22 protein-coding genes and 1 pseudogene are annotated in these 24294 nt (G+C 67.4%); 10 read left to right on the top strand and 13 right to left on the bottom strand.

Annotated features, from left to right (window positions below):
• Positions 1–201: 201 nt before the first annotated feature.
• Positions 202–831: an ATP-binding cassette domain-containing protein gene (locus tag ACQ86A_RS02850; RefSeq protein ID WP_431279115.1), complete on the top strand. Its 630-nt coding sequence runs from the start codon at positions 202–204 to the stop codon at positions 829–831.
• A complete protein-coding gene (locus ACQ86A_RS02845; RefSeq protein ID WP_431279114.1) occupies positions 828–1907 on the top strand; it encodes a hypothetical protein in 1080 nt (359 codons plus the stop codon). Before ACQ86A_RS02850 ends, ACQ86A_RS02845 begins: the two co-directional genes overlap by 4 nt.
• Positions 1908–1916: 9 nt before the next feature.
• On the opposite strand, the gene ACQ86A_RS02840 is transcribed toward ACQ86A_RS02845, so the two are convergent.
• The 3 genes from ACQ86A_RS02840 to pheA all read right to left on the bottom strand — a co-directional run bounded on the left by ACQ86A_RS02840 (position 1917) and on the right by pheA (position 3945).
• Positions 1917–2180: a hypothetical protein gene (locus tag ACQ86A_RS02840; RefSeq protein WP_431279113.1), complete on the bottom strand. Its 264-nt coding sequence runs from the start codon at positions 2178–2180 to the stop codon at positions 1917–1919.
• A gap of 2 nt (positions 2181–2182) precedes the next feature.
• Positions 2183–2713, bottom strand: coding sequence for a hypothetical protein (locus tag ACQ86A_RS02835; RefSeq protein WP_431279112.1), 531 nt, complete (start codon positions 2711–2713; stop codon positions 2183–2185).
• A 203-nt stretch (positions 2714–2916) separates the two neighbouring features.
• Positions 2917–3945: a prephenate dehydratase gene (pheA, locus tag ACQ86A_RS02830; RefSeq protein WP_431279111.1), complete on the bottom strand. Its 1029-nt coding sequence runs from the start codon at positions 3943–3945 to the stop codon at positions 2917–2919.
• A 106-nt stretch (positions 3946–4051) separates the two neighbouring features.
• Here pheA and pgm point away from each other — a divergent pair.
• Positions 4052–5673, top strand: a pseudogene (pgm, locus tag ACQ86A_RS02825) (phosphoglucomutase (alpha-D-glucose-1,6-bisphosphate-dependent)).
• A gap of 75 nt (positions 5674–5748) precedes the next feature.
• Here the strand turns inward: pgm and ACQ86A_RS02820 are convergent.
• Positions 5749–6657 (bottom strand): amidase domain-containing protein, encoded by a 909-nt coding sequence (locus tag ACQ86A_RS02820; RefSeq protein WP_431279110.1) that lies wholly within the window; start codon positions 6655–6657, stop codon positions 5749–5751.
• A 311-nt stretch (positions 6658–6968) separates the two neighbouring features.
• Between ACQ86A_RS02820 and ACQ86A_RS02815 the strand changes: the two genes are divergently transcribed.
• The 6 genes from ACQ86A_RS02815 to ACQ86A_RS02790 all read left to right on the top strand — a co-directional run bounded on the left by ACQ86A_RS02815 (position 6969) and on the right by ACQ86A_RS02790 (position 15270).
• A complete protein-coding gene (locus tag ACQ86A_RS02815) occupies positions 6969–8954 on the top strand; it encodes an MDR family MFS transporter (protein ID WP_431279109.1) in 1986 nt (661 codons plus the stop codon).
• Between the two features lie 331 nt (positions 8955–9285).
• On the top strand, positions 9286–10611 hold the full coding sequence (locus ACQ86A_RS02810; RefSeq protein WP_431279108.1) for an ABC transporter substrate-binding protein: 1326 nt from the start codon (positions 9286–9288) through the stop codon (positions 10609–10611).
• Between the two features lie 66 nt (positions 10612–10677).
• The gene (locus tag ACQ86A_RS02805; RefSeq protein WP_431279107.1) at positions 10678–11841 is read left to right on the top strand and encodes a carbohydrate ABC transporter permease; all 1164 of its coding nucleotides are present in this window, start codon (positions 10678–10680) and stop codon (positions 11839–11841) included.
• On the top strand, positions 11838–12731 hold the full coding sequence (locus ACQ86A_RS02800) for a carbohydrate ABC transporter permease (RefSeq protein WP_431279106.1): 894 nt from the start codon (positions 11838–11840) through the stop codon (positions 12729–12731). The genes ACQ86A_RS02805 and ACQ86A_RS02800 overlap by 4 nt, the downstream gene beginning before the upstream one ends.
• A 2-nt stretch (positions 12732–12733) precedes the next feature.
• Entirely contained in the window at positions 12734–14218 is a 1485-nt protein-coding gene (locus ACQ86A_RS02795) for a GH1 family beta-glucosidase (protein ID WP_431279105.1), read from the top strand.
• A 29-nt stretch (positions 14219–14247) separates the two neighbouring features.
• On the top strand, positions 14248–15270 hold the full coding sequence (locus ACQ86A_RS02790) for a LacI family DNA-binding transcriptional regulator (protein ID WP_431279104.1): 1023 nt from the start codon (positions 14248–14250) through the stop codon (positions 15268–15270).
• Here ACQ86A_RS02790 and ACQ86A_RS02785 read toward each other — a convergent pair.
• The 3 genes from ACQ86A_RS02785 to ACQ86A_RS02775 all read right to left on the bottom strand — a co-directional run bounded on the left by ACQ86A_RS02785 (position 15227) and on the right by ACQ86A_RS02775 (position 17951).
• On the bottom strand, positions 15227–16054 hold the full coding sequence (locus ACQ86A_RS02785) for a class I SAM-dependent methyltransferase (protein WP_431279103.1): 828 nt from the start codon (positions 16052–16054) through the stop codon (positions 15227–15229). The genes ACQ86A_RS02790 and ACQ86A_RS02785 overlap by 44 nt on opposite strands.
• A gap of 99 nt (positions 16055–16153) precedes the next feature.
• Positions 16154–16990, bottom strand: coding sequence for a phosphatase PAP2 family protein (locus tag ACQ86A_RS02780; RefSeq protein ID WP_431279102.1), 837 nt, complete (start codon positions 16988–16990; stop codon positions 16154–16156).
• Between the two features lie 67 nt (positions 16991–17057).
• A complete protein-coding gene (locus ACQ86A_RS02775; protein ID WP_431279101.1) occupies positions 17058–17951 on the bottom strand; it encodes a DNA-methyltransferase in 894 nt (297 codons plus the stop codon).
• Between the two features lie 89 nt (positions 17952–18040).
• Here ACQ86A_RS02775 and ACQ86A_RS02770 point away from each other — a divergent pair, with 89 nt between their 5' ends.
• Positions 18041–18373, top strand: a complete 333-nt coding sequence (locus ACQ86A_RS02770; RefSeq protein ID WP_431279100.1) for a GNAT family N-acetyltransferase — start codon at positions 18041–18043, stop codon at positions 18371–18373.
• Here ACQ86A_RS02770 and ACQ86A_RS02765 read toward each other — a convergent pair.
• The 6 genes from ACQ86A_RS02765 to ACQ86A_RS02740 are packed head-to-tail and all read right to left on the bottom strand — an operon-like array spanning position 18304 to position 24016.
• On the bottom strand, positions 18304–18657 hold the full coding sequence (locus ACQ86A_RS02765) for a hypothetical protein (RefSeq protein WP_431279099.1): 354 nt from the start codon (positions 18655–18657) through the stop codon (positions 18304–18306). The genes ACQ86A_RS02770 and ACQ86A_RS02765 overlap by 70 nt on opposite strands.
• Complete coding sequence (locus ACQ86A_RS02760; protein ID WP_431279098.1) at positions 18654–18977, bottom strand: hypothetical protein; 324 nt, start codon at positions 18975–18977, stop codon at positions 18654–18656. The genes ACQ86A_RS02765 and ACQ86A_RS02760 overlap by 4 nt, the downstream gene beginning before the upstream one ends.
• On the bottom strand, positions 18920–19471 hold the full coding sequence (locus ACQ86A_RS02755) for an ATP-binding cassette domain-containing protein (protein WP_431279097.1): 552 nt from the start codon (positions 19469–19471) through the stop codon (positions 18920–18922). The genes ACQ86A_RS02760 and ACQ86A_RS02755 overlap by 58 nt, the downstream gene beginning before the upstream one ends.
• On the bottom strand, positions 19468–20586 hold the full coding sequence (locus tag ACQ86A_RS02750) for a FecCD family ABC transporter permease (protein WP_431279096.1): 1119 nt from the start codon (positions 20584–20586) through the stop codon (positions 19468–19470). The genes ACQ86A_RS02755 and ACQ86A_RS02750 overlap by 4 nt, the downstream gene beginning before the upstream one ends.
• Positions 20583–21740: a heme/hemin ABC transporter substrate-binding protein gene (locus tag ACQ86A_RS02745; RefSeq protein ID WP_431279095.1), complete on the bottom strand. Its 1158-nt coding sequence runs from the start codon at positions 21738–21740 to the stop codon at positions 20583–20585. The genes ACQ86A_RS02750 and ACQ86A_RS02745 overlap by 4 nt, the downstream gene beginning before the upstream one ends.
• Positions 21737–24016, bottom strand: a complete 2280-nt coding sequence (locus tag ACQ86A_RS02740) for an HtaA domain-containing protein (protein WP_431279094.1) — start codon at positions 24014–24016, stop codon at positions 21737–21739. The genes ACQ86A_RS02745 and ACQ86A_RS02740 overlap by 4 nt, the downstream gene beginning before the upstream one ends.
• Between the last annotated feature and the right edge of the window lie 278 nt (positions 24017–24294).

Raw genomic sequence — 24294 nt, 5'->3', positions numbered from 1 at the left:
TCAGCTCGCCGAACCTCTCTCGGTGTGGTCCGTTCCGGCCTCCGCGCTGTTCGGTGTCGACGGCGGCAACGGATGCGTCCTCGGGGATGGCCAGCCAATGGCTGTCACGATCGCGGGTTCGCAGCTGGGGCAGACCTTCGTGGTGCCGAGCACGGGTAAGGCACTAAAACGCGTGAGCCTTAGTCCAGATCCCGATCGCGCGTGCAAGTGACGGCGGCCCCAGAGCAGAAGCTGGTCATCGGTCGGAATGTAACCCACCGCTTCGGGGACTCACCAGCCCTCTTCGCAGGGGTCGACTTCATCCTGGTGCCGAACAGGATCTACGCACTGACGGGTCCATCGGGCTCAGGCAAAAGCACACTGCTTAGTCTCATCGCCGGCTGGCTCGACCCGACGTCCGGTGCGATCAGCCGGGTTAACATCCGGTCGATTGCGTGGGTGTTTCAGAATCCACATGGTGTCGCAAACCGGACTGCGCTGGATCACGTAGCGCTTCCGTTGCTGGCACGGGGGATGAGGCACGCCGCGGCTCGGGCCCAGGCGCTGGAGCGGCTGGCGAAGGTCGGATTGGCAAGCGTTTCTGCAGCGCCGTTCCGCGAGCTTTCGGGTGGCGAGGCGCAACGCCTGATGCTCGCGCGGGGCATGGCATCCCGACCCGACGTTCTGCTCGTCGACGAGCCCACAGCGCAGCTCGACAACCGCACCGGGCAGTCGGTGAACGACGCAATCGCAACCATCGCGGATGACGGGACGATCGTCGTCGTCGCCACCCACGACGCCCGGACACGCGAGGCATGCACCGACCTCATCGAGCTCGGCCGCTCGGCATGAGACCGACCAGCATCCTGCGCGAGGCGGCGCTCAATATCGCCACGGGCACGACCAGGTTCGCTTCCCTCACGTTCGCACTCGTCCTCGTCCTGCTACCCCTCGCTGTTGCGGATATCGCGAGTGTCGCCTCGCTCGACCATGAGGCTCAGCGATACCGAGACTCGGGCGGCTCGACCCTGATCTACACGATGGAAGGCGGCATCAACGGCGCAGCCTGTGACGCATTGGGCACGGTGCACGGCGTCATCGCCGCAGGTGCGATCCGGCAGCGGGATGCGGGTCTCACCATCCCCGAACTGCCGGACGAACAGGTGCCGACGTTCGAGGTCTCGCCGGCATTCGGGCGGTTTCGAGCCCTCGGGAAGCCGTCCGCGGCCGGCAATGTGCTGGTCTCCAGCGAGCTCGCCAAGACTCTTGGCCTGACGACGGGGAAACATCTTCGATTGGCCGCCGGTTCGCCGCGCCTCGAAGTCTTCGGATACGCAGAGGACGGTCGACGTCCCGGCCTCGGGTATTCGGTGCTGGTTCCGGCCGATAGTCGCGCCCCGTTCGACGAGTGCTGGCTGGAGACGTGGCCCGTCGCAGAGTCGTTCCGCTCGCTCATGTCCACCACGCTGAAGCCCGGCGCAGTCGTCGCAGGCGCGCGCGGGCCTACTCCTCGACTGCAACAACTGAACGCATCCCTGGGATCCACCTTTGACGGCGCCGGCCGCTACGGCGAGCGAGTGACACGATTCGCCCCGGCCGTAGGCGGCGTCGCGACGTTCGCCCTCGGCTTCTTCTCGGTGTGGCGTCGTCGTCTGGAACTCGCCGCCGCTCGCCATTCCCGCGTGACGCCGAAAGCGCAGGCGCTCCAGATCCTTATTGAGACGGGAGCGTGGACGACGGCGGGCGTACTGCTGGTCGCACCGATGCTGTCGATCCTGGTCGGAATCGCGAACGCGGGCGACCCTCGCGCACTCATAGAGCTCGGTGTCAAAGTTCTCGAAGCCGGTCCGATAGCGCTCCTCGGCGCCATGCTGGCCGTCTCGCTTGTTCGGGAGAAGCACCTGTTCCGGTACTTCAAGACGCGATGATCGGGTGCGTCAGCGGCGGCGCGAGCCGCGGGAACCCGGAGAACGCTGCCATGTGAGTGCGCGCACGAAGACGGCACCGACCGCGCCCGCGAGGGCGAACGTGACGGCGGGGCCGCGCACGAGGTCCGCCAGTCCCGCGACGAAACTGCCCGGGGCCGGGTAGAAGAAGTTGCGCGAGCCAGAGGGTACGAAGGCGGGCACCAGAGCGCTCAAGATCGCGATGGCCGTGCAGACGATCGCGAAGATCACCAGCACGCGGAACGTCTTCCGCACGATCAGTCCCGCTCGGCGCTCGTTGGCGCGGGCCGCGCGCGCAATGCCGACAGCAGCACGAGCGCGACGATCGTCGCCAGGCCGACGCTGACGAGCGGAGCGGCGAGCATCCAGCCGATCTGGCTGAAGACGAGGGTCGTCAGATCCAGCTCGGTCGAACTGGACGTGTACGAGGTGTAGACGGAGACGGCATAGAGAACGATGCCGAGAACGATGAATCCGCCGCCGAGGATCCAGAGGGCGAGGAAGTACGGATTGCGCTTCGGCGAGACGTCGACCCGGTCGAGGATGCTCCCGACGACGAGGGTGGCGGGCTCGTCGGCCGTCGAGATGGTCGCGAGTGCCGCATCCGTCTGCTTGTCGTCTTCCGCGAGCTCCGCGAAGTGGACCATGAGCGGGTCGACGTCCTCCGGCTCCTCCGGCGCTTCCGCATAGTCCGTTCGAACGTCTCGGTCCGTCAACGCGTAATGGGCGACCGTCGGGGCCTCGCCAGCGCCCGGTCGCCGGAAGGGCGCCGTGTCGGTGGGGGGCACGTCATCCCGCACGCGAGTGCGCGGACGCTCCCCGGGCGAGGCTGGTATCCACGCTGGAACTCAGGAGCGTATTTGGGGTCGAACGCCTCCGCCGAACCACTCCCTGAGGATGGCTCGCGCGCATCCCCCGCTCCGCGAGCATCCCCCGGCTCCCGGCCCGACTCATCCAGGATCATGGCGCCTCCTCGCTCCTGGCTCGCAGCCTACTCCAGCACGTCGCGGCCATCGGCGCCGGTGCCCTTGCCGGTATCGGCGCCCGTGCTGCCAGCCTCCGGCATCGTGAGGGATGCGAGCCAGTCGCGCGCCTCGGTGAATACCTCACTGCGATAGCGGTGGTCGTAGTCCACCGCTACACCGTCGGCTCGCGGGTATGAGCCGAGGAAGATGACCGCCGGGCTGAACCGCCGGAGGCCGAGCAGCGCATCCGCCACTCGCTCGTCGTGGATGTGACCGTCGGCATCGATCACGAACCGGTAGCGGCCGAGGGCGTCGCCGATCGGACGCGACTCGATGAGGCTCAGGTTCACCCCGCGTGTCGAGAACTGCTCGAGCAGGTCGAGGAGGCTGCCGGGACGGTCGTCGGGCAGCTCGGCGATGAGGCTCGTCTTGTCCGCTCCGGTGGCGGCGGGAACGGTGCGTTCCCGGCTGACCAGCACGAACCGGGTGACGGCGTTCGGGTTGTCGCCGATGTTCTCGGCGAGCACGACCACGTCGTGGTGATCGACGATTCCGGGTGGGGCGATCGCCGCATCCGCGGTGCTGCCCTCGAACAGCGATGCAGCCGCGGCGACATTGCTCGAAGCGGGCAGGTGCCCGTGGTCGGGCAGGTTCGCGTCGAGCCAGAGATGGCACTGGGCGTAGGCCACCGGATGCGCGTTGATCAGCTTGACGTCGGCCATCGTCGTTCCCGGCCGTGCGACCAGCACGAAGTTGACCGGAACGAGGTACTCGCCGACGATGCGGAGCCCGGGGACGGTGGCGAGCGCATCCTGAGCCACGGAGACGCCGCCCTCGATGGAGTTCTCGATGGCGATCATCGCCGCGACGCTGCGTCCCGAGACGACGTCGGCAAGCGCTTCACCCACGTTGTTGACCGCGCGCCACTGCTTGCCTGCGGCTTCTGGCACCTGCGCGAGTGCGGCCTCGGTGAAGGTACCGGAGGGGCCGAGGAAGCTGTAGACCTCGTCGACGGCGGAGGGCAGGTCGGCGATGGGCTCGGCAGCTTCGGACATGCCGATCAGCTTAGCCAGGCTCCTCCACCGTTCGCGGAACGAACAACTTCTGCACATCCTTCGAACCCCCTGTGGCCAGACCGGCGTCGAGTGGAAGTATGGAGCCATGAACGAACGAGCTGGCACCCCCGCCCAGGAGTCCGACCTGATCGATGTCGATGCGCTTCGCAACGCGTACTACGACCTGAAACCCGATGTGAACATCCCGGAGCAGCGGGTGGTGTTCGGCACATCCGGTCACCGTGGCAGCTCCCTCAACACCGCGTTCAACGAGAACCACATCTTGGCGACCACGCAGGCGATCGTCGAATACCGGGCATCGCAGGGCATCGACGGCCCCCTCTTCATCGGCGCGGACACGCACCTGCTCAGCGAGTTCGCGATGACATCGGCGCTGGCCGTACTGGTCGGCAACGAGGTGCGCGTGCTCGTCGACGAATTCGACGACTGGGTGCCGACGCCGGCGGTCTCGCACGCGATCATCGCTTACAACCGGGCGGGCCACTCGTCCCAAGCCGACGGCATCGTCGTCACCCCCAGCCACAACCCGCCCACCGACGGCGGCTTCAAGTACAACCCCCGCACGGCGGGCCAGCCGACACCGACGCCACCAGCTGGATCGCGAACCGCGCCAACGAGATCATCGCCGACGAGATGCGCGGCGTCAGGATGAGCGAGCCGAGCGCGGTCGAGACCTACGACTTCCGCGGAAAATACGTCGATGACCTCGAGAACATCATCGACGTCAAGGCGATCCGTGACAGCGGCATCCGCATCGGCGCCGATCCGTTGGGCGGCGCGAGCGTCAACTACTGGCAGGCCATCGCGGAGCGATACGACCTGAACCTCACCGTGGTGAACCCGTCGGTCGACCCGACGTGGCGCTTCATGACGCTCGACTGGGACGGCAAGATCCGCATGGATCCGTCGAGCCCGTCGGCGATGGCATCGGTGCTCGAGCACAAAGACGACTACGACATCCTCACGGGCAACGACGCCGATGCCGATCGGCACGGCATCGTCACGCCTGACGGCGGGTTGATGAACCCCAACCACTACCTCGCGGTCGCGATCGACTACCTGTACCGCACACGCACGGGGTGGCGCCAGGATGCGGCCGTCGGCAAAACGCTCGTCTCCTCCTCGATCATCGATCGGGTCGCGGAGTCGCTCGCTCGACGGCTCTGGGAGGTCCCGGTCGGCTTCAAGTGGTTCGTGCCGGGACTCATCGACGGCTCCGTCGGCTTCGGCGGGGAAGAGAGCGCCGGCGCGAGCTTCCTGCGGCTCGATGGCTCGGTCTGGACGACCGACAAAGACGGGATCCTGCTCGCTCTGCTCGCGAGCGAGATCCTCGCGGTCACGGGCAAGACGCCCTCGCAGCTGTACGCGGAGCTGACCGAGAAGTTCGGCGACCCGGTTTACGAGCGTGTCGACGCTCCCGCGAGCCCGGCCGAGAAGTCCGCACTGGGCAAGCTCGACGGTGATGCGATCGAGGCCACCGAGCTCGCGGGAGAGCCGATCACCGCCAAGCTGAGTCGGGCTCCCGGCAACGACGCTGCGCTCGGCGGGGTCAAGGTCGAAACGGCCACCGCCTGGTTCGCGGCGCGGCCGAGCGGCACGGAGAACGTGTACAAGATCTACGCCGAGTCCTTCGCCGGCGCCGACAACCTCCGCGAAGTTCAGGAGGAGGCCAAGCGCATCGTGGGCGACGCGCTCGCGGGCGCCTAGCGCGGGCAGGCGAGCCTCTGGCGGGGCGGCTGCGCCTGGCTTCCGGATGCGGCAGCGCGCATCCGGAACCGCCTGCTACTTCGAGAGGCTCCAGAAGTGGCCGGTGCCGCCCGGGTGGTCGACCGTGATCGCCTCGTCGAGGTCGCGGTAGTCGCTGTCCTCGTTGTGGCCCGCCATCTTGATGACGATCTTGCCGCCGACGTTCTGAACCGCAGAGACGACCTGAACGTGGTCGAGCGAATTGTTGTTGTTCCAATCGAACATCACGATGTCGCCGACCTTGATCTTGTCCCGCTGGTCGAACGAATACTCCGTGAGGCCGAGGGACGCGGCGTTGGCGCGGAAGTAGTTGTCCATCGCGGGCACGTACCCCCACGACGGGCTCCACTTGGCAGCAGCGTTCTTGTTGTACCAGGCGGCGGTCTGCGTCCAGCCGCGGGCGATCAGGCCCTGGCTCACGAAGTTGGCACAGTCCCCGCCCACGGGATTGAGGTTGCCCCACTCTGCCGAGTTGTAGTTCTTCCAGTAGGTGAGCGCATAGTTCATCTGCTTGTCGACCGGAGTCTGTACCTGGTAGGAGTAAGCGTTCTCGCTGGCCACCGTCTTGCCGTTGTCGGCGGTGACCGAGACGGCGACCGTGGCGGGCTGGAAGTTCACTGCGGCCGGAGCCGTGACAACGACCTGCGCTTCGGTCGCCTTCTGCACGACCGCGGCCTGGCCGCCGATGTCGACGGCTTTGACCCCTGCCAGGTTCGTCCCCGCGATGGTCACCGTGCCGCCCGAGATGCTTCCGGTGGCCGGCGAGACCGACTTGATCGTCGTCGGCTCGGCGGCCTTCTCGGTGCTGTTGCTCGCTCCCTCTGCGGCGGTGGCTGCCGGCGAGGGCTGGCTCGCGCATCCTGTGAGCAGAAGCGCTGTCGCCGCGATACCCGCCGCAAGTGCGAGATACCGGCGCGGCCGGGAGAATCGTACGGTGGGAAGCATGGGACCTTCGGGGTTCTCGTGCGGGATCTGAGTCGAATCGGGCTCAAGATTACGCCAGCGAAATCGGCGGTACCTGAGTGGCATGCGAGAGTCGCGGATCAGCTCGATGCATGCGCATAAACCCAGGCAACATATGGGCACTCTCAGGAATGTTCGCCGTGAGCGAACAGTGCACGAGAGCAATCGGCGACCGCTGTTGAAAGGGTCGCATAAGGTGTAACTTTGCACTCTCCGCAAATTTCCTTTTACCCACACCGGTGTGACGCCCGTGGCTCGGGTGTCCCCTTTTTCGACTCTCGACTCGGAGACTCATGTCAAGCCAAGCATCCCCGGCCCCGGCCGCCCCGACGAACGCGATCATGTCGCACCGGCAGATCCTGTTCGTCATCTTCGGCCTCATGGCCGGAATGTTCCTTTCCGCTCTCGACCAGACCGTGGTGGGAACCGCCATCCGCACGATCGGCGACGACCTCCACGGACTCAGCCAGCAGGCCTGGGTCACCACTGCATACCTGATCGTCTCCACGATCTCGACGCCCATTTACGGCAAACTCTCCGACATCTTCGGCCGGCGTCCGCTCTTCATCCTGGCCATCGTGATCTTCGTGGTCGGTTCCATCCTGGCGACCTTCTCGACCTCGATGATCGAGCTCGCGGTGTTCCGCGCCATCCAGGGCCTCGGTGCCGGTGGTCTGATGTCCATGCCGCTCGCGATCATGGGCGACATGCTCGCGCCACGAGAGCGAGCCAAATACCAGGGCTACTTCCTTGCCGTGTTCGGTATCTCGAGCCTCGTCGGCCCGCTGGTCGGCGGCCTGTTCGCCGGTGCGGACCAGATCCTCTGGATCGCCGGATGGCGCTGGGTCTTCCTCATCAACGTGCCGATCGGCGTCGCTGCTCTCCTCATCGTGCTCCGCTTCCTGCACCTGCCGAAGCGCACACCGGGCTCAGTGCGGATCGACTGGTGGGGCGCATCGGCGGTCATCGTCGCACTCGTTCCCCTGCTGCTCATCGCAGAAGAGGGTAGGGACTGGGGCTGGGGCAGCGCCGGTGCCATCGCCTGCTACGTGATCGGCGGGATCGGCATCCTGGCCTTCATCTTCATCGAGATGGCGATGAAGGACGACGCGCTCATCCCGCTCAAGCTGTTCCGTTCCTCGACGTTCTCGATGGCCACCATCATCGGTGTGTTCGTCGGTTTCGGGATGTTCGGTGCAATGCTGACCCTGCCGCTGTACCTGCAGCTCGTGCTCGGCTCCAACCCGACGGAGAGTGGTCTACAGCTCCTGCCGATGATCCTGGGTCTGATGATCTCGTCGATCGCCAGCGGCCAGATCATCGCCCGCACCGGTCGGTACCGCATGTTCCCGATCCTCGGCACGGCCCTGCTGGCCGGCGGGTTCTTCTACCTGACGTTCCTGAAGTACGACGTCTCGTACTGGTTCATCGCCGGTGCGATGCTGCTCATCGGCCTCGGCCTCGGCCAGCTGATGCAGACGCTGACCATCGCCAGCCAGAACTCGGTCGGCCTGAAGGACATGGGTGTCGCGACCAGCGCCTCCACGTTCTTCCGTCAGATCGGTGGAACGCTCGGTACCGCGGTACTGCTCTCGCTGCTGTTCACGGTCTTCCCGACCAACCTCACGAACTCGCTGACCAACACGACGACGTTGACGAACGCTCTGGATGCTGCACTGACCCCGTCGGTCGCCAGCGCTCCCGAGAACAAGCAGATCATGGACACCGTCTACAACAGGATCGTCACCGGTGTGACCGCGCAGGCACAGGGTGTCGACTTCTCCAACGAGGCACAGCGCAAGGCTGTCGTCGACCGCGCGGTGCCCGCGCTACAGAAGCAGCTCGAGCAGGGCTCCGGCTCCGCCGCCGGCGGCGCAGGGCTCAACGACACGTCGTTCCTGAACGGCGCCGACCCGCGACTCACGAAGCCCTTCCTCGAGGGCTTCAACGCCTCGGCGGTGACCGTCTACTGGGTGGCTCTGTTGGTGGTGCTGATCGCGTTCATCCTGACGCTGTTCTTCAAGACGCCACCGCTGCGAGCCAAGTCGGCTCTGCAGGAGGCGGCCGACGACAAGGCCGAGGCGGACGCCCAGACCGAGCGCGAGCGGATCTCCGTCAGCAGCGTTCTCGGCTCCGCAGCCGATGACGATGACGCCGAACTCAACACCGGCATTTTCGCCCACCGTGCGGCCGACGATTTCGGCGCGCTGATCGAGCCCGGCGCCGACACGGCGTCGCTGCGAGCGCAGCGTCCGAAGTCGAATCCCGCGACCGACTAGGTCACGATTCGATCACGGCCCTGACGGCCGCCGACTTCTTTCCGGAGTCGGCGGCCGTCGTCGTTTCCGGATGCGAAGGCCCGGTGAGACGCGCCAAATCGACGTTCCGAGGCCCCGGGAACGTCGATTTGGCGCGACTCGACGGAGGTCTCGGAGGGGTGCGCGAGAGGGATGTGAGAAGCGCGCGAAACGGGGTCGTGTTGACAGCGGCCGCGATGCATGCATATGGTTTGACCGAACTCGTGAGAGCGCTCTCACGGCCAACCGTGAGAGCGCTCTCTCCGAGTAAACACAAGACCACGCACATAAAACCACGCACAAGGGAGTGACCGTGAAATTCTCACGACGCACCAAGGTTGTTGCAGCCGTCGCCGGCGCAGCATCCTTCGCTCTCCTCGCAGCAGGATGTTCATCCAGCGGCGGGGACAGCGGTAGCAGCTCGAACCCGATCACCTTGACCGTCACCACGTTCGGCACGATGGGATTCGACAAGCTCTACTCGCAGTACGAGAAGGAGCACCCGGAGATCAAGATCAAGGCCACCAACATCGACACCGGTGACAACGCCTTGACCGACTGGCAGACCAAGCAGGCCGCCGGAAGCGGACTGCCCGACGTGCAGGCCGTCGAAGAAGGCTGGCTCAGCAAGGTCATGCAGGTCTCCGACCAGTTCAACGATCTGAAGGACTACGGGGCGTCGAAGATCGACAGCCGCTGGGTCGACTGGAAGCTGAAGCAGGCAACCGACAAGGACGGCCGCGTCATCGGCTACGGCACCGACATCGGTCCGGAGGGCCTCTGCTACAACGGCAAGCTCCTCGCCGCCGCCGGCATGCCGAGCGACCGTGAGGGCGTCGCGGCGCTCTTCGGCGGCGCCGACGCCACCTGGGAGGACTTCTTCAAGGTCGGCGAGCAGTACCACGCCGCCACCGGCAAGGCGTTCTACGACCAGTCCGGCTTCCTCTGGAACGCCATGGTCAACCAGCAGAAGGAGGGGTACTACACCTCCAACGGCAAGCTGAACATCGAGAACAATTCGGACCTCAAGGGTCTCTGGAGCCAGCTGGCCGCGGGTGCCGCAGCCGGTCTGTCGTCCAACCAGACCCAGTGGGACTGGGGCAAGGGCAAGGCCTTCACCGACGGCTCGTTCGCCACGTTCGTCTGCCCGGGCTGGATGCTCGGCGTCGTGCAGGGCCAGGTCAAGGCCGGGGGCGGAGACGCATCGACCGGTTGGGACTTCGCCAACGTGTTCCCGGGTGGTGCAGCCAACTGGGGTGGATCGTTCCTGACCGTGCCGAAGCAGTCGAAGCACCCGAAGGAGGCGGCAGCCCTCGCCGCTTGGCTGACCACCGCCAAGTCGCAGGTCGCCACGTTCCAGGCTGCGGGCACGTTCCCGTCGGTCACCGAGGCGCAGAGCGACCCCGGCGTCACCGGTGAGAGCGACCTGACGAAGTTCTTCAACAACGCACCCCTCGGTCAGATCCTGGCTGAGCGCGCGAAGGGCGTCGTCGCCCAGTACAAGGGCCCGGACGACTCGGTCATCCAGTCCCAGGTGTTCGGCCCGTCGGTGCAGCAGCTCGACTCCGGCAAGGCGAACGGCGACCAGGCGTGGAGCAACGCAATGACGCTCCTCAACCAGCTCGTCGTCAACAAGTAAGACAAACCCGATCGGGTCTCCGGATGCGCGACCAGCGCATCCGGAGACCCGCACCCCGGAGAGATCATGACCACCGTCACCACGCCATCCGCTACCGGCGCAGCCCCCGAGCAGCCCGGCCGCGGCGGCAGCGACCGCCACACCGACCGGCGACGCGTCGACCGCGACTCCCGCGCCGACCTCACCTTTCGGCAGAAGCTCAACCGCTTCGACGTGAAGGCGTCGCCGTACTTCTACATCGCGCCCTTCTTCATCCTCTTCGGGCTCGTGGGGCTCTTCCCCCTCATCTACACATTCGTCGTCTCCCTGAACAAGTGGAACCTCCTCACCGGTCCCGGCGAGTGGGTCGGCTTCGGCAACTACATCGCCGAGCTCACCGACCCGTTCTTCTGGAACTCGCTGTTCAACACCGTGAGCATCTTCCTGCTGTCGGCGATCCCCCAGCTCATCGCGGCCGTGTTCATCGCCGCGATCCTCGACCAGAACATCCGGAGCAAGACCTTCTGGCGGATGAGCGTGCTCCTCCCCTACGTCGTCACTCCGGTCGCCGTCACCCTCATCTTCTCCAGCGCGTTCGACGAGAAGTACGGGATGATCAACAACCTGCTCCAGTTCTTCCACCTCGATCCCGTGGCCTGGAAGACGGAGACCTTCCCCTCGCACATCGCCATCGCGACGATGGTCAACTGGCGCTGGACCGGCTACAACGCGCTGATCCTGCTCGCGGCCATGCAGGCCGTGCCGCGCGACATCCACGAATCGGCCGCCCTCGACGGCGCCGGGCAGTTCCGTCGGTTCTTCTCGATCACGCTGCCGAGCATCCGGCCCACGATGATCTTCGTCATCATCACGGCGACGATCGGCGGACTGCAGATCTTCACCGAGCCGAAGCTGTTCAACCCGTCGAGTGCAGTGCCCGGCGGACCACAGCGGCAATACCAGACGACCGTGCTCTACCTGTGGGATATGGCGTTCAACCGCCAGAACTTCGGCAAGGCCTCTGCCATCGCCTGGCTGCTGTTCCTGATCATCGTGCTCTTCGGCGTACTGAACTTCTTGATCTCGCGGCGCATCGCCTCGACCGAGAGCCGGGCGCTCAAGAAACGGACAGCGCGCAAGATCAAGCAGCACCAGTCGGGCAGCGGGACCGGAACCGGTTCCGACGCCGTGAACGCCAAGACCGAGGGCGAACTCGCCCTCGCGGCAGCAGCCGAGGAGAAGAGAGCATGACCGCCACCGCGCCCCGCGTGAGCGAGACCGCCCGCGCCCCGAAGCAGCCGCGCACGAAGCGCCGCGCCCTCGGGATCGACCGCCGCCCCGGGTTCCTGACCTACGGCATCCTGATCGTCATCTTCGTCGGCGGCGCATACCCGCTGTGGTGGTCGTTCGTTGCCGGATCGAGCGAGAGCAGTGTGCTCACCTCGACCTGGCCGCCCCTGCTGCCCGGCGGGCAGTTCTGGACCAACGTCGGACAGGTGCTCGACACCGTCCCGTTCTGGCTGGCCCTCGGCAACTCGATCATCGTCGCATCCGTCATCACGCTCTCGGTGGTGTCGTTCTCGACGCTCGCCGGCTATGCGTTCGCGAAGCTGAAGTTCCGTGGGCGTGAGGGGCTGATGGTCTTCGTGATCGCGACGCTCGCGGTACCCACCCAGCTCGGCATCATCCCGCTGTTCATGGTGATGAAGCAGTTCGGGTGGACCGGGACGCTCGGCGCCGTAATCATCCCGACCCTGGTCACCGCGTTCGGTGTCTTCTTCATGCGGCAGTACCTCGTCGACGTGATCCCGGAGGAGCTCATCGAGGCGGCCCGTGTCGATGGCGCGAGCATGATCCGCACGTTCTGGCACGTCGGTGTTCCCGCTGCCCGCCCGGCGATGGCGATCCTCGGCCTCTTCACGTTCATGACGGCCTGGACCGACTACCTCTGGCCGCTGCTCGTCGTACCGCAGAACCCGACCCTGCAGGTGGCGCTCAGTCAACTGCAGTCCGCGAAGTACGTCGACTACTCGATCGTGCTCGCCGGCGCCGTGCTCGCGACCATCCCTCTGCTCATCCTCTTCGTGCTCGCCGGCCGGCAGCTGGTCTCCGGCATCATGGCCGGCGCGGTGAAAGGCTAAGAATGACCCCCTCTCCGACCACGACCCCGGCCGGCTGGCCCCGAGGCTTTCTCTGGGGATCCGCCACCGCAGCGGCACAGATCGAGGGTGCGGCCCACGAGGACGGCAAAGAGGACTCCATCTGGGATCACTTCGCCCGCGTGCCGAACGCGATCGCCGGCGGGGACACCCCCGAGGTCGCTGTGGACCACTATCACCGGATGCCCGCCGACGTCGCCCTGATGAAGGACCTCGGTCTGCAGTCGTACCGGTTCTCCACCTCGTGGGCGCGCGTCGTCCCGGGCGATCGCCACGTGAATCCGGCGGGGCTCGACTTCTACAGCCGGCTCGTCGATGAGCTGCTCGACGCGGGCATCCTGCCCTGGCTCACGCTGTACCACTGGGATCTCCCTCAGGTGCTCGAGGATGCGGGCGGCTGGGCGAACCGCGACACCGCATACCGATTCCGTGACTACGCCGAGGTCGTGTTCGACGCGCTCGGCGACCGGGTGACGCACTGGACCACGTTCAACGAGCCGCTCTGCTCGTCGCTGATCGCATACGCGGCCGGCGAGCACGCTCCCGGCCGCCGCGAGCCGCGCGCCGCGCTTGCGGCCCTGCACCACCAGCACCTCGCTCACGGCCTCGCTGTGCAGTCGCTGCGTGAGCGTGCCGGTACCGAATCGGCTCCGCTCAGGTTCGGCATCACGCTGAACCTGACCAACGCGGTGCCGAACGACCCGTCCGACGCAGCCGACCGCGAGGCCGCCCGCCGCATCGACGGCCTGTGGAACAGGATGTTCCTCGAGCCCCTCCTTCTCGGCAGCTACCCCGCCGACGTACTTCAGGATGTCGCGGCCTACGACTTCGAGTCGCTCGTGCACGATGGCGACCTGGCGACGATCGCTCAGCCGATCGACTTCCTCGGCGTGAACCACTACCACGACGACAACGTCAGCGCGCATCCGCTGCCGGCTGACACTCCGCCGGGGCTGACGCCCACCGACCGCCCGAAGGCTTCGCCGTTCGTGGGGAGCGAATACGTCACATTCCCGTCGCGGCATCTTCCGGTCACGTCGATGGGGTGGGAAGTGAACCCCGACGGCCTGCGCTCCCTCCTGGTGCGCCTCAGCGAGGAGTACCCGACGCTGCCGCCGCTCTACATCACCGAGAACGGTGCGGCCTACGATGACACGGTCGACTCGGATGGACGCGTGCGGGATCCTGAACGCGAGCGCTACATCCTGAATCATGTGAACGCGGTGCGCGAGGCGATCACCGAGGGCGCCGATGTGCGGGGATACTTCGTCTGGTCGTTCCTCGACAACTTCGAGTGGGCCTGGGGCTACGAGAAGCGGTTCGGGATCGTGCGGGTTGACTACTCGACGCAGGAGCGGATTGTGAAGGAGAGCGGCCGGGCCTTCGCGCGGTTGATCTCGGAGGCCGTCGAGGCCGACGCCGACTCATCGCTCGAGCCGGCGGAAATCGCGTCCGCCGGGCGCGTTTAGCATGGGACGACCGTGAGAAAGGTGAGGCGATGACGACGGAGCAGTCGGCGCATCCGCCCGTGCCCACCCTCGAGGCGGTCGCGGCGCTGGCGGGCGTGTCCCGGGCGACGGTCTCACGCGTCGTCAACGGCTCCACCAAGGTTACGCCGGAGGTCATCGAGAACGTCACCAAGGCGATCGCCGACCTGAACTACGTGCCGAACCGTGCTGCCCGCTCACTGGCGTCGCGGCGCACGCTCGTGATCGCCCTGGTCGTTCCCGAGTCGACGGCGAAGGTCTTCGCCGACCCGTTCTTCGCATCCATCGTCCAAGGCGTCGCCCTGCACCTCGCAGACACCGACTACACGCTCAACATGGTGATCTCGTCGGAGATCAACCCCGACAAGACGCGTCGCTATCTGATGGGCGGCAACGTCGACGGTGCGCTCGTGGTCTCGCACCACTCGGGCGACCACTCATACGCGCAGCTCGGCAGCTCGCTGCCGATGGTCTTCGGCGGGCGGCCGCTCAGCGACGCCGAGCACAACTCGTACTTCGTGGATGTGGACAACATCTCCGGCGCCGCCGGAGCCACCGAGCACCTCATCGAGCGCGGCCGCCACAACATCGCCCTCATCACCGGCCCCCAGGACATGCCCGCCGGCGTCGACCGGTTGACGGGATGGCGCCGGGCCATGGAGGCCCACGGTCTCGACTGCAGCCTCATCGAGTACGGCGACTTCTCGCCCCTCTCCGGGATGGAGGCCATGCGTCGCCTGCTCGCCACCGGCCGCCTGATCGACGGCCTCTTCGCGACCAACGACCAGATGGCAGCGGGCGCTTACTCGGCGATCCTCGAGACGGGGCGCAGCATCCCCGGCGACATCGCCGTCGTCGGCTACGACGACGACTACTTCGGCATCACCGCCACCCCGCCGCTCACCACCGTGCACCAGCCGTCGATCGGCATGGGCGAGCGGATGGCGCAGGTGCTGGTGAAGCGGATCGAGGGCGAGCCCGTCGACCGCGTCACGCTTCTCCCGACCGAGTTGATCGTTCGCCAGAGCTCGTAGCCACGATGATCCGCAGCGATCCGTCGAAGGTCGCCTGAGTTCGCAGATGGCCGTGTCGCGCATCCCAGGATCCCGTTTCGAGATCGGCGCGGAGTGCGCGCGTGAACCGTTCCTCGACGCGCGTGTCGACGAAGCTCCACGCCGAGTTCGCCCGTCGCGCGCCGGGGTCGAGGAGTGCTTCGGGTCGGCCGTAGTACGCCTCTGAGAAGCCGTCCACGCAGTGCAACGGAATAGGCAGGGTGGTCACGCGCACGGTGCCGCCGAGTGCATCCTGGATGTCGGTGATGGCCGGGTAACGCTGGGCTTCGGTCTCGATGACCTCGGGAGCGTACTCGTTGAGCCAAGATCGGCTGAGCGCCGCGGGGTCGCAGGTCAAGATCACGACGGGGCCACGTGTGACCCGCCTCATCTCGCGGAGACCTGCCCCGAGGTCCTGCCACTGATGCACGGTGAAGGATGCGAGCGACGCGTCGAAAGCGAGGTCCGGGAACGGCAGGTGCTCTGCGACGGCGTCGATCGCGGGGGCCGCATTCGGCGGGCGTTGCGCGCGCATGGCAGCACTGGGTTCCACGGGTGTGACATCGAGACCGATGGGCTCATACGAGCCTGAACCCGCGCCGACATTCAGAAGCGTCGCCACGTCGCCGAGCGCAGCATCGATCGCTTCGGCGAAGGCCGGTTCGGGTTGCCGGTACTTCGAGTAGCCGGCGCCGATCGACCCGTAGTCCGCATCGCCGGCGCTGCCGTCTGACGAACGGTGAGGGATGTTCGTGTGATCGTCCATGAAGCAACTCAACGGGGAATGTCCAGGGGTCACCAGCGGGAGGGAGGACGCCGACCGCAAGGATCTCGCCATCCGACCAGCTCGGAAGCGCACGGGGCGCTACGCGAGCGCGCGGAACAGCCGGTTTCCGACCACGGCGAGAGTGAAGCCGACGGCCGCGATCGCGGCGATGCCTCCGGCGTAGGCGATGAAGAAGTGCGTCGTGCCGTTTGTGGCTGCGAAGTAGGTGACGGCGAGAGCAGCGGCTCCCCCGATTCCGCAGACGACGGCGATGCAGACGAGCGCCCACAGCCGGGAGTTGGGCGGGTCGGACACCGTGCGTGCGCGGATCCACGCCAAGACGACGCCCGCCAGGGATCCCCAGAACGAGACGACGAGCAGACCGGCGATCACATCGCTCGGCCGGTGCCACTGCTCGACAAGCGTGGAAGCGCCCGCGGCGATCGCGAAGAGCGAACCGACGACCGCGGCGAGTGGACGCAGGCGCGGACTGGCCAGAAGGAACACGACAAGAGCGGCAGAGGCGGCGACGGTCGTATGACCGGACGGGAGCGAGTTGCTGAGCCCCGCATCCACCCCCTTCTCCGGCCTGCTCAGGATGGTGTACTTGAGCAGCTGCGTGCTGCCGTTGGCCAGGGCGGCGGCGGCGACGGCGACGAAGAACACCCGCCAGTTGCGACGCACCAGCACGATCACGACGGCCACGATGCACGCGAGAACGACCGAGACGACGGGGAGCGCGTTCAGGAAGGCATGGGCGAAGGCAAGTGAGTCGCCCTTCCACCGATCGGCGCCGGTGAAGGCGGTCTCGTCGACGACCTGGCCCATGTAGCTGCGCACGAACACCAGGTAGATCACCACGAAAGCAAGCGCGGACCCGAGCGCGCCCCACAGGAAGGGCAATGCTCGGAGTGCGGATGCGGGAGCGGTTCGCATAAGCACCAACCCTTCCACACGGCACCTGGGAAAGGCCGCATGCCCCGCTCAGGTGGGCTCAGCCGACTCAGTCGACGAAGTCGACCGCCGAGTCCGCGAACCGCGAGCGCATCACGGCGATCGCCTCAGGATTCCGGTCGACGAGCAGGAATCGCCTCCCGAGGGCCGCCGCGACCGCGCCGGTCGTGCCGCTGCCCGCGAAGAAGTCGAGCACCCAGTCCCCTTCGCGACTCGAAGCCTGCACGATGCGGCGCAGGATTCCCTCGGGCTTCTGCGTGGGATAGCCCGTCTTCTCGCGGCCGGTCGGCGACACGATGGTGTGCCACCACACGTCCGTCGGCAGCTTGCCGAGCTCGGCCTTCTCGGCGGTGACCAGTCCCGGTGCCATGTACGGCTCGCGGTCGACAGCTGACGAGTCGAAGAAGTACCGATCGGGGTTCTTCACGTAGACCAGGATCGTGTCGTGCTTGGTCGGCCAGCGGTTCTTCGACTTCGCGCCGTAGTCGTACGCCCAGATCAGCTCGTTGAGAAAGCACTCACGGCCGAACAGCGCATCCAGAAGCACTTTGGCGTAGTGCGCCTCGCGGTAGTCGAGGTGGAGATACAGCGTTCCGTCGTCGGCGAGCACGCGCCAGGCCTCGATGAGCCGCGGCTCGAGGAACTCCCAATAGTCGTCGAACCGGTCGTCGTAGCTGAGCAGGTCGCCCTTGATCCGCTCGTAGCTGCGGCCCTTGAATCCGGTGACCGATCCTGCGCCGCCCTCCGACCGCACCGAGGTGGTGCTCCGCCGCGCCTGCGAGCGTCCCGTGTTGAACGGCGGGTCGAGGTAGATCAGGGTGAAGGATGCGTCAGGCAGCGCCGCAACCACCTCCAGGTTGTCGGCGTGCACGACCTGACTCGGGGCATCCGGATGCCAGAGGGCAGCGGGGACAGCATCCGCTGCTGTGGCGTCGTCGGGCATGCTTCTATTCTCGCAGTGCGGGAGGGCGGCGTTTGTGCGCCGGGTGCGCGGCGCACGGGTGTTCGCGTGCGCCGGGTTACCCTGGCGGGATGAGTCTCACCGTGGTGAAAGAACCGGACGCCTCCCGCTACGCGTTGCTCCGCGACGGAGAACGGATCGGCATCGCGCAGTACGAGCTGGGCAACGGCGCGATCGACTTCATCCACACGGAGGTCGACACGGACGAGCGTGAGCACGGGCTCGCCTCGACCCTCGTGCAGCAGGCGCTCGACGACATCCGGGACAACACCGACCTGCGCGTGGTGGCGTCATGCCCGTACGTGCGGCATTGGCTGGGCGAGCATCCTGACTATCAGGACTTGGAAGCGCGGTCGGGATCGGACCATTCGGCAAGCGAGTCCTCGCGCCCCTCGACCCGCTGACCGCGTCCGGCGGAGCCGACATCGATCTGGATCTTGCCGTCCCAGATGCCCTTGTCGCCGTCGCCCGCGAGCGGTGCGGGCGCCGGCAGCATCGTCTGCCGGTCGAGCTCGACCTGGGCCTCGTGACGTGTCGGAGCGAACACTTCGTCGAGAATGCCGACGACGCCGCCTGATGAGCCGCCCGTGCGCTTCGTCTTGTTCGAGAGGTCGACCCAGCCGAGTTTCGTCGCCACGATAGCGAGCACGACGAACGCCACGATGCCGCCGACGATCCACCAATTCACGGGTAAAGGGTACGCGACTCGGCTGATGACCGCACCGGGAGCACGAGCAGGGCGCCAGTGCGAGGGTGGTCGAAGACCTCGATGGGATGCGCGTAGACCTCGGTCAGCCGCTCGCCGGTGAGCACCTCCCGCGGCGCACCGTCGGCGACCACGCGCCCGTCCGCGACGAGCACGACGCGGTCGGCGTACGCGGCGGCCAGGCCGAGGTCGTGCAGCACGGCCAGCACCGCGCATCCGTCGGCCGCGAGACCGGCTGCGAGCGTCAGCACCTGCTCCTGGTGGCCGATGTCGAGCGCATCCGTCGGCTCGTCGAGCAGCACGACACGGCACTGCTGCGCGATGACGCGCGCGAGCGCGACGCGCGCGAGCTCGCCCCCGACAGCGTCGTCACGTCACGGTCGGCCAGGTGCTCGACGTCGGTGCGGGCGAGAGCATCGGCGACGATCTGGTCGTCCACTGCGCTCTGCGGGGTGCGCGCCCAGGGCATCCTGCCCATGGCGACGACATCGCGGACCGGGTAAGAGAATGCGACGCCCTTCTGTTGAAGCAGTACGCTGCGCAGGCGTCCGAGCTCGGAGATCCGGATGCTCGACGCATCCCTGTCGTCGAGCTGCACCTCGCCCGCGTCAGGGCGCACATCCCCAGCCAGCACGGAGAGCGCCGTGGACTTACCCGCGCCGTTCGGGCCGATCAGGGCAACCAATTCGCCGGGCTCGACGGCCAGATCGACGCCGTGGAGTAGCCTGCTGCCGCCGATGCTGAGGTCGACACCGCGCATCCGGGCGCCGCGGGTGCGCGTTGTCGTCTCGCTCATGCGCGACCGTCCTTGGCGCCGACGGTCCGCCGCAGCAGCACGAAGAACACCGGGCCGCCGACCAGGGCCGTGAACGTCCCGATCGGGAGGTCGGCGAAAGGGATGGCGGTTCGGGCGACAAGATCGGAACCGCTGATGAGCAGTGCGCCGCCGATCGCACTGGCAGGGATGAGCGCGCCGTGCGCGGGGCCGATCAGCAGCCGCAGCAGGTGCGGGATGATCAGGCCGACGAACGCGATGATGCCCGCGTAGCTGACCGCCGCAGCGGTGAGCAGCGCGACGATGAGCACCGCCCAGAGTCGCACACGTTCGACGTCGACCCCGAGATGCCGGGCGCTGCGCTCACCGAGTGCGAGAGCGTCGAGGCGGCGGGCGAGCATCCAGGCCCCCGAGACGCCGACCACCAGCAGCGGAACGGTGACGGCGACGGCCGTCCAGGTCGCTCCGTTGAGGGAGCCGAGCTGCCAGAACGTGACCTGCTCGCGGCTCGCGGTGTCGGCGCTGAAGACGAGGAACGCGATGATCGCGTTGGCGACGGCGTTCACCGCGATGCCGGTGAGCACCAGCATCAGCACCTGGGTTCGGCCGCGGGCGCGGGACAGCGCGTAGACGAGGATGGTCGTGAGCACGCCCATCACGAACGCGGCGGCGGGAACCGTGGCCGGGCCGAGCCACTGCAGGTCGAACACGATCACCGTGCACGCGCCGACAGCGCATCCCGCCGACACACCGACGACCGCCGGCTCAGCGAGCGGATTCGCGAAGACACCCTGCATGAGCGCGCCGGCCACGCCCAGCGCCGCCCCGACCACGACACCGAGCACCAGCCGGGGGAACCGGATATTCCACAGCGCGCCGTCTGCATATGCGGCAGCGCCCGAGGCGGCAGGGGCGAGTCCGAGCTTGCGCGCGAACGAGGCGAGGATCTCCGCGGGCGGGACCGAGAACTGGCCGAGGGCGGATGAGGTGAGCAGCACGGCGGCGAGCAGTGCGAGCATCCCGAGGATCACCGGGATGCGACGGCGGTGTGCGCGGATCACGGCGGAACCGCCGAGCACGACCGGTCTGGGTCGGGCGGTGCGTTGCGACGCCTCCGTCTCGGCACGCGCGGTCATCGCGCGACACCCGCGCGGTAGATCGCGTCGGCGAGCGAGAGCAGCACGGCCGGGGTGGCCGGACCGAACGACAGCACCTGACCGTCGGCCATGTCGACGATGCGGCGGTGCTGACCCGCAGCGGTGTCGGCGACGCCCGGTCGCTTGAGCAGCCCGTCGATTCCACCGGTCGAGGCGAGGCCGTCGGTCATCATCAGGAACACATCCGGATTCGTCGCCAGCAGCGCTTCGCTGTTCGCCGGTTTGCTGCCCGTAATGCCTGCGGCGGTCGCCACGTCGACACCGCCGACCGCGTCGATCAGGTCGTCCGGCCCCATCCCCTTGCCGAAGAGGAAGAAGACGCCCGCCGTTCCCCGGACATAGAGGAATGCGATGCGCGGCTTCTCGGCTTCGTCTGCCGGAGCGACCTCGGCGATCTTCGCCTTCGCCGCGTCGAGCTCGGTCGCGATGCGCGCCGCGAGCTTGCGCCCGAGCGCGTCGAGCCCCACGGCCTGGGCAACGGTCTCGACCTGGCTGCCGATGGTCGAGATGCTGCGTTTCGGGTCGAAGAACACGACGGTGACTCCGGATGCGCGCAGCTGATCCTGCACCTCACGCGGCCCCAGCGTTGTGTCGGTGAGCACGAGCGTCGGCCGCAGCGCGAGAATCGCCTCGCCGTTCAGCTCGTGTCCGTTCTGGGTGACGAGCGGCAGATCCTTCATCGAGTCGAGCGTGTTCGAGGAGCCCCGGCCGACCAGCCGATCGCCCAGACCGAGGCCGACGACGGTCTCGGCGAGCGTGCCGTAGATGTCGAGCGCCAGGATGCGGGATGCGTCGGTGACCGTGACGCTCGCGCCACCGGCATCCGTCATCGTGACCGGCAGCTTCGGGGTCGGGTCCTTCGCGATCGGTGCGACGTCGGCAACCGTGGCCGCGGTGGAGGGACCGGCGATCGTGCGCGGGTTCTCGAGACCGGCGCGCGCATCCGGAGCCACCGAAGTCGAGGAGGAGCTCGACGCGGTGGGCGCTGTGGCGTTCTCGACGCCGATGCCGCATCCGGAGAGCAGAAGCGACGCGGCGACCACGGCTGCGAATGCGGTGAAGCGGGCACGCCGCGGCCCGCGGACAGCGCTGTTCGCGCCGCCCGCGGGCCGGGTGGATGTGGACTCGGTCACCGTGCGACGACGCTCGCGACCTCGGCGGTGCCCCGACGGCGCACGACGACGGCCGCGATTCCGACCAGGATCAGCAGGCCGCCGACCAGCGGCCAGCCGCCGACGTCACCGCCGCCGGTGGTCGCGAGACCCGTCGCCGTGGTGCTGTCGCACTCGACCTCGGCGCCGAGCGGAGCCGAGAAGGACACGGGATCGAGCGCGTCACCGGCGTTGTAGAAGCCGGCGAATGCCTTGGCCCCGTCGGCCGTGAGCGTGACCGGGGCACCGGATGCGCGGAGCGTGCTACCCGAGGATCCGCCGCTCAGCGCGACCGTGGCGAAGGAGACGCCCTTGAAATCGCTCGGAGTGCCGCTCATGTCGGTCGAGTGCACATCGGCCACGATCGTCGCGCTGGTCGCGCTGGAGATCCGGAGCGCGATGTTCGAGATCGCCAGGTTGAGCACGCCCTCGTGTCCCGTGAACGAGACGCTTCCGGGGAACCGGATTGTGCCCTTGTCGGCGGTGGTGTTGTAGCTGCCCTTTCCGCTGCTCCACGAGTATGCGCCGTTGGCGTAGGTGACGCCGGCGAGCGTCCACGACCCGTTGGCGATGCCGCCGGAGATGTAGTTGCGGAAGCTCGACTTGACGCCCCAGGCGAGCGTCGCGCCGCTCACCGAACGGGCGACGCAGACCGGCTCCGTCGTCGCGGCGACCGGGCTGACGGCGGGCGCCGTGGTGCTGGTGCCGGGGTCGACGACTGCGTCCGGGGTCACGGTCAGCACGACGGGCGCGGCGACGGCCGGCGCGAACGCGGTGGGGTCATCCGGCGTGAAGCTGGCCGTGAGCGTGCGGGAGCCGAGCTCGAATCCGTCGAGGTGGGTGGTGACCGACCCGTTCACGAGGCGCAGGTTCGACGCGAGCGGGGTCGGTGCGGCGAAGGCTGAGACCAGACGCGCCGAAGCCGAGGGTGCGACGGATGCGACACCGTCGTAGATCGTCACCGTTCCGGCCGCCGCCGGGGAGACCGTGACAGTCACGTCGACGCCCGCGCCCGGTGTGGCGGACGGCGCGGAGGTCTTCACGGTGAGCAGGGTCGAGACGGGACCGGTGTTAGCCGTCGCGAAGGAGACCGGGGTGAAGGTGTCCTGCGTTCGGTCGGCAGAGCCGTGGGCGGCCATCGTGAAGATTCCGCACTCGACGACGGTGCAGTCGACCTGGGTGCCGTTCGAGGTGAACACGGCCTTCACGCCCGTGAGCGTACTCGAGAACGTGCCGTCTGCTCCGATCGTGCTCACCCACTTGACGTTGGCGAAGTAGCCCGCGTTCACGAACCAGGTCGGATCGTCGAGAACCGACTTCGGGCCGATCCCGACATAGACACCGAAGACGGCGGCGCCGGTCTGCTTGAACGATGACCCGCTCACGGTGAGGGATGCGCCGGCCGGGTCGATGCCGGTGGCCGGCGAGACCGAGACCGAGGCGTGGGCGGGCTCGACTGCTTTCGCGGTGATGGTGACGGTGGTCGCGGAGGAAGCGCTGCCGTCGAACGCGACCGTGTCATCGGGCGTGAACGTGGCGATCACAGGATGCGCGCCGACGCTCAGAGTCGATGTCGACAGCACGGCCGTGCGGTTGGATACCGCGGCGCTGCCGAGAGTTGTTGCTCCATCGGTGAAGACGACTGTTCCGGCGGCGTTCGGTGAGACCGTGGCGGTCAGCGTGACGGATGTGCCCTCCTCCGCGGTCGCGGGCGATGCGGCGAGCGTCGTAGTCGTCGCGGCGGGCGCCGGAGGCTCCGGAGCTGCGTAGCTCAGCGCGGTGGTCGTGTTCTGGGACGGGTCGCTGAAACCCTGGCCGTGCGCCTTGGACGTGTACAGCGCATACGAGGCGCCCGTCGAGGCGGGGACGGTGATCGACACCGAGAAGGTGCCGTCAGGGTTCATCGGCGTTTGGCGTGCGCTCCCGCTGGAGACCTCGGTTACGCCGGTCGCGATCCATACCGTCTCGGACGGGATCAGGCTTGCCGAGCCCATGTAGAAGCCCGGGAGTCCGGCCGGGCCGAGGCCGATATAGATGCCGACGCCGTCCGCCGCGAGACCGCTTCCGGTCACGGTGATCGTGCCGCCGGCTGCCGGAACCTCGGGTGCGGAGACCGCCAGGCCTGCCGCCATTGCTGGGGTCGCCGCGACGGCGGTGAGGCCGAGGCTGACGAGAGCCGTGGCCAACACGGCTGCGAGCATCCTGATGCCGCGGGTCGGTGATGAACGGGTTTCTGACGGCGGACTCGATGGTCTCATGGGCGCTCCTGTGAGCGGACCGGCCTAGGCGCCGTCCCGCTGAATTGGTCCAATGGATTAGGTAAGGCTTACCTTAGTAAGCCTCCCCTAACCTATCAGCCGCCCCCGCCCCTCGCGCAAGCCCCTCGCGCCGCTCGCGCCGCTCGCTGCTCGCTCGCGCCCGCGCTCGCGCATAACGCAATCGACTCCGGTCAAAATGCCGCTTCGACGAGCGCTGAAGCGGGATTTTGGCCGGAGTCGATTGCGTTATGCGCGAGCGAGCGAAGCGAGAGCGCGTG

Origin of the sequence: Leifsonia poae (genome assembly GCF_050632195.1) — a bacterium.
Classification (GTDB): domain Bacteria; phylum Actinomycetota; class Actinomycetes; order Actinomycetales; family Microbacteriaceae; genus Leifsonia; species Leifsonia poae_C.
This window is presented reverse-complemented; position numbering and strand designations above follow the sequence as displayed.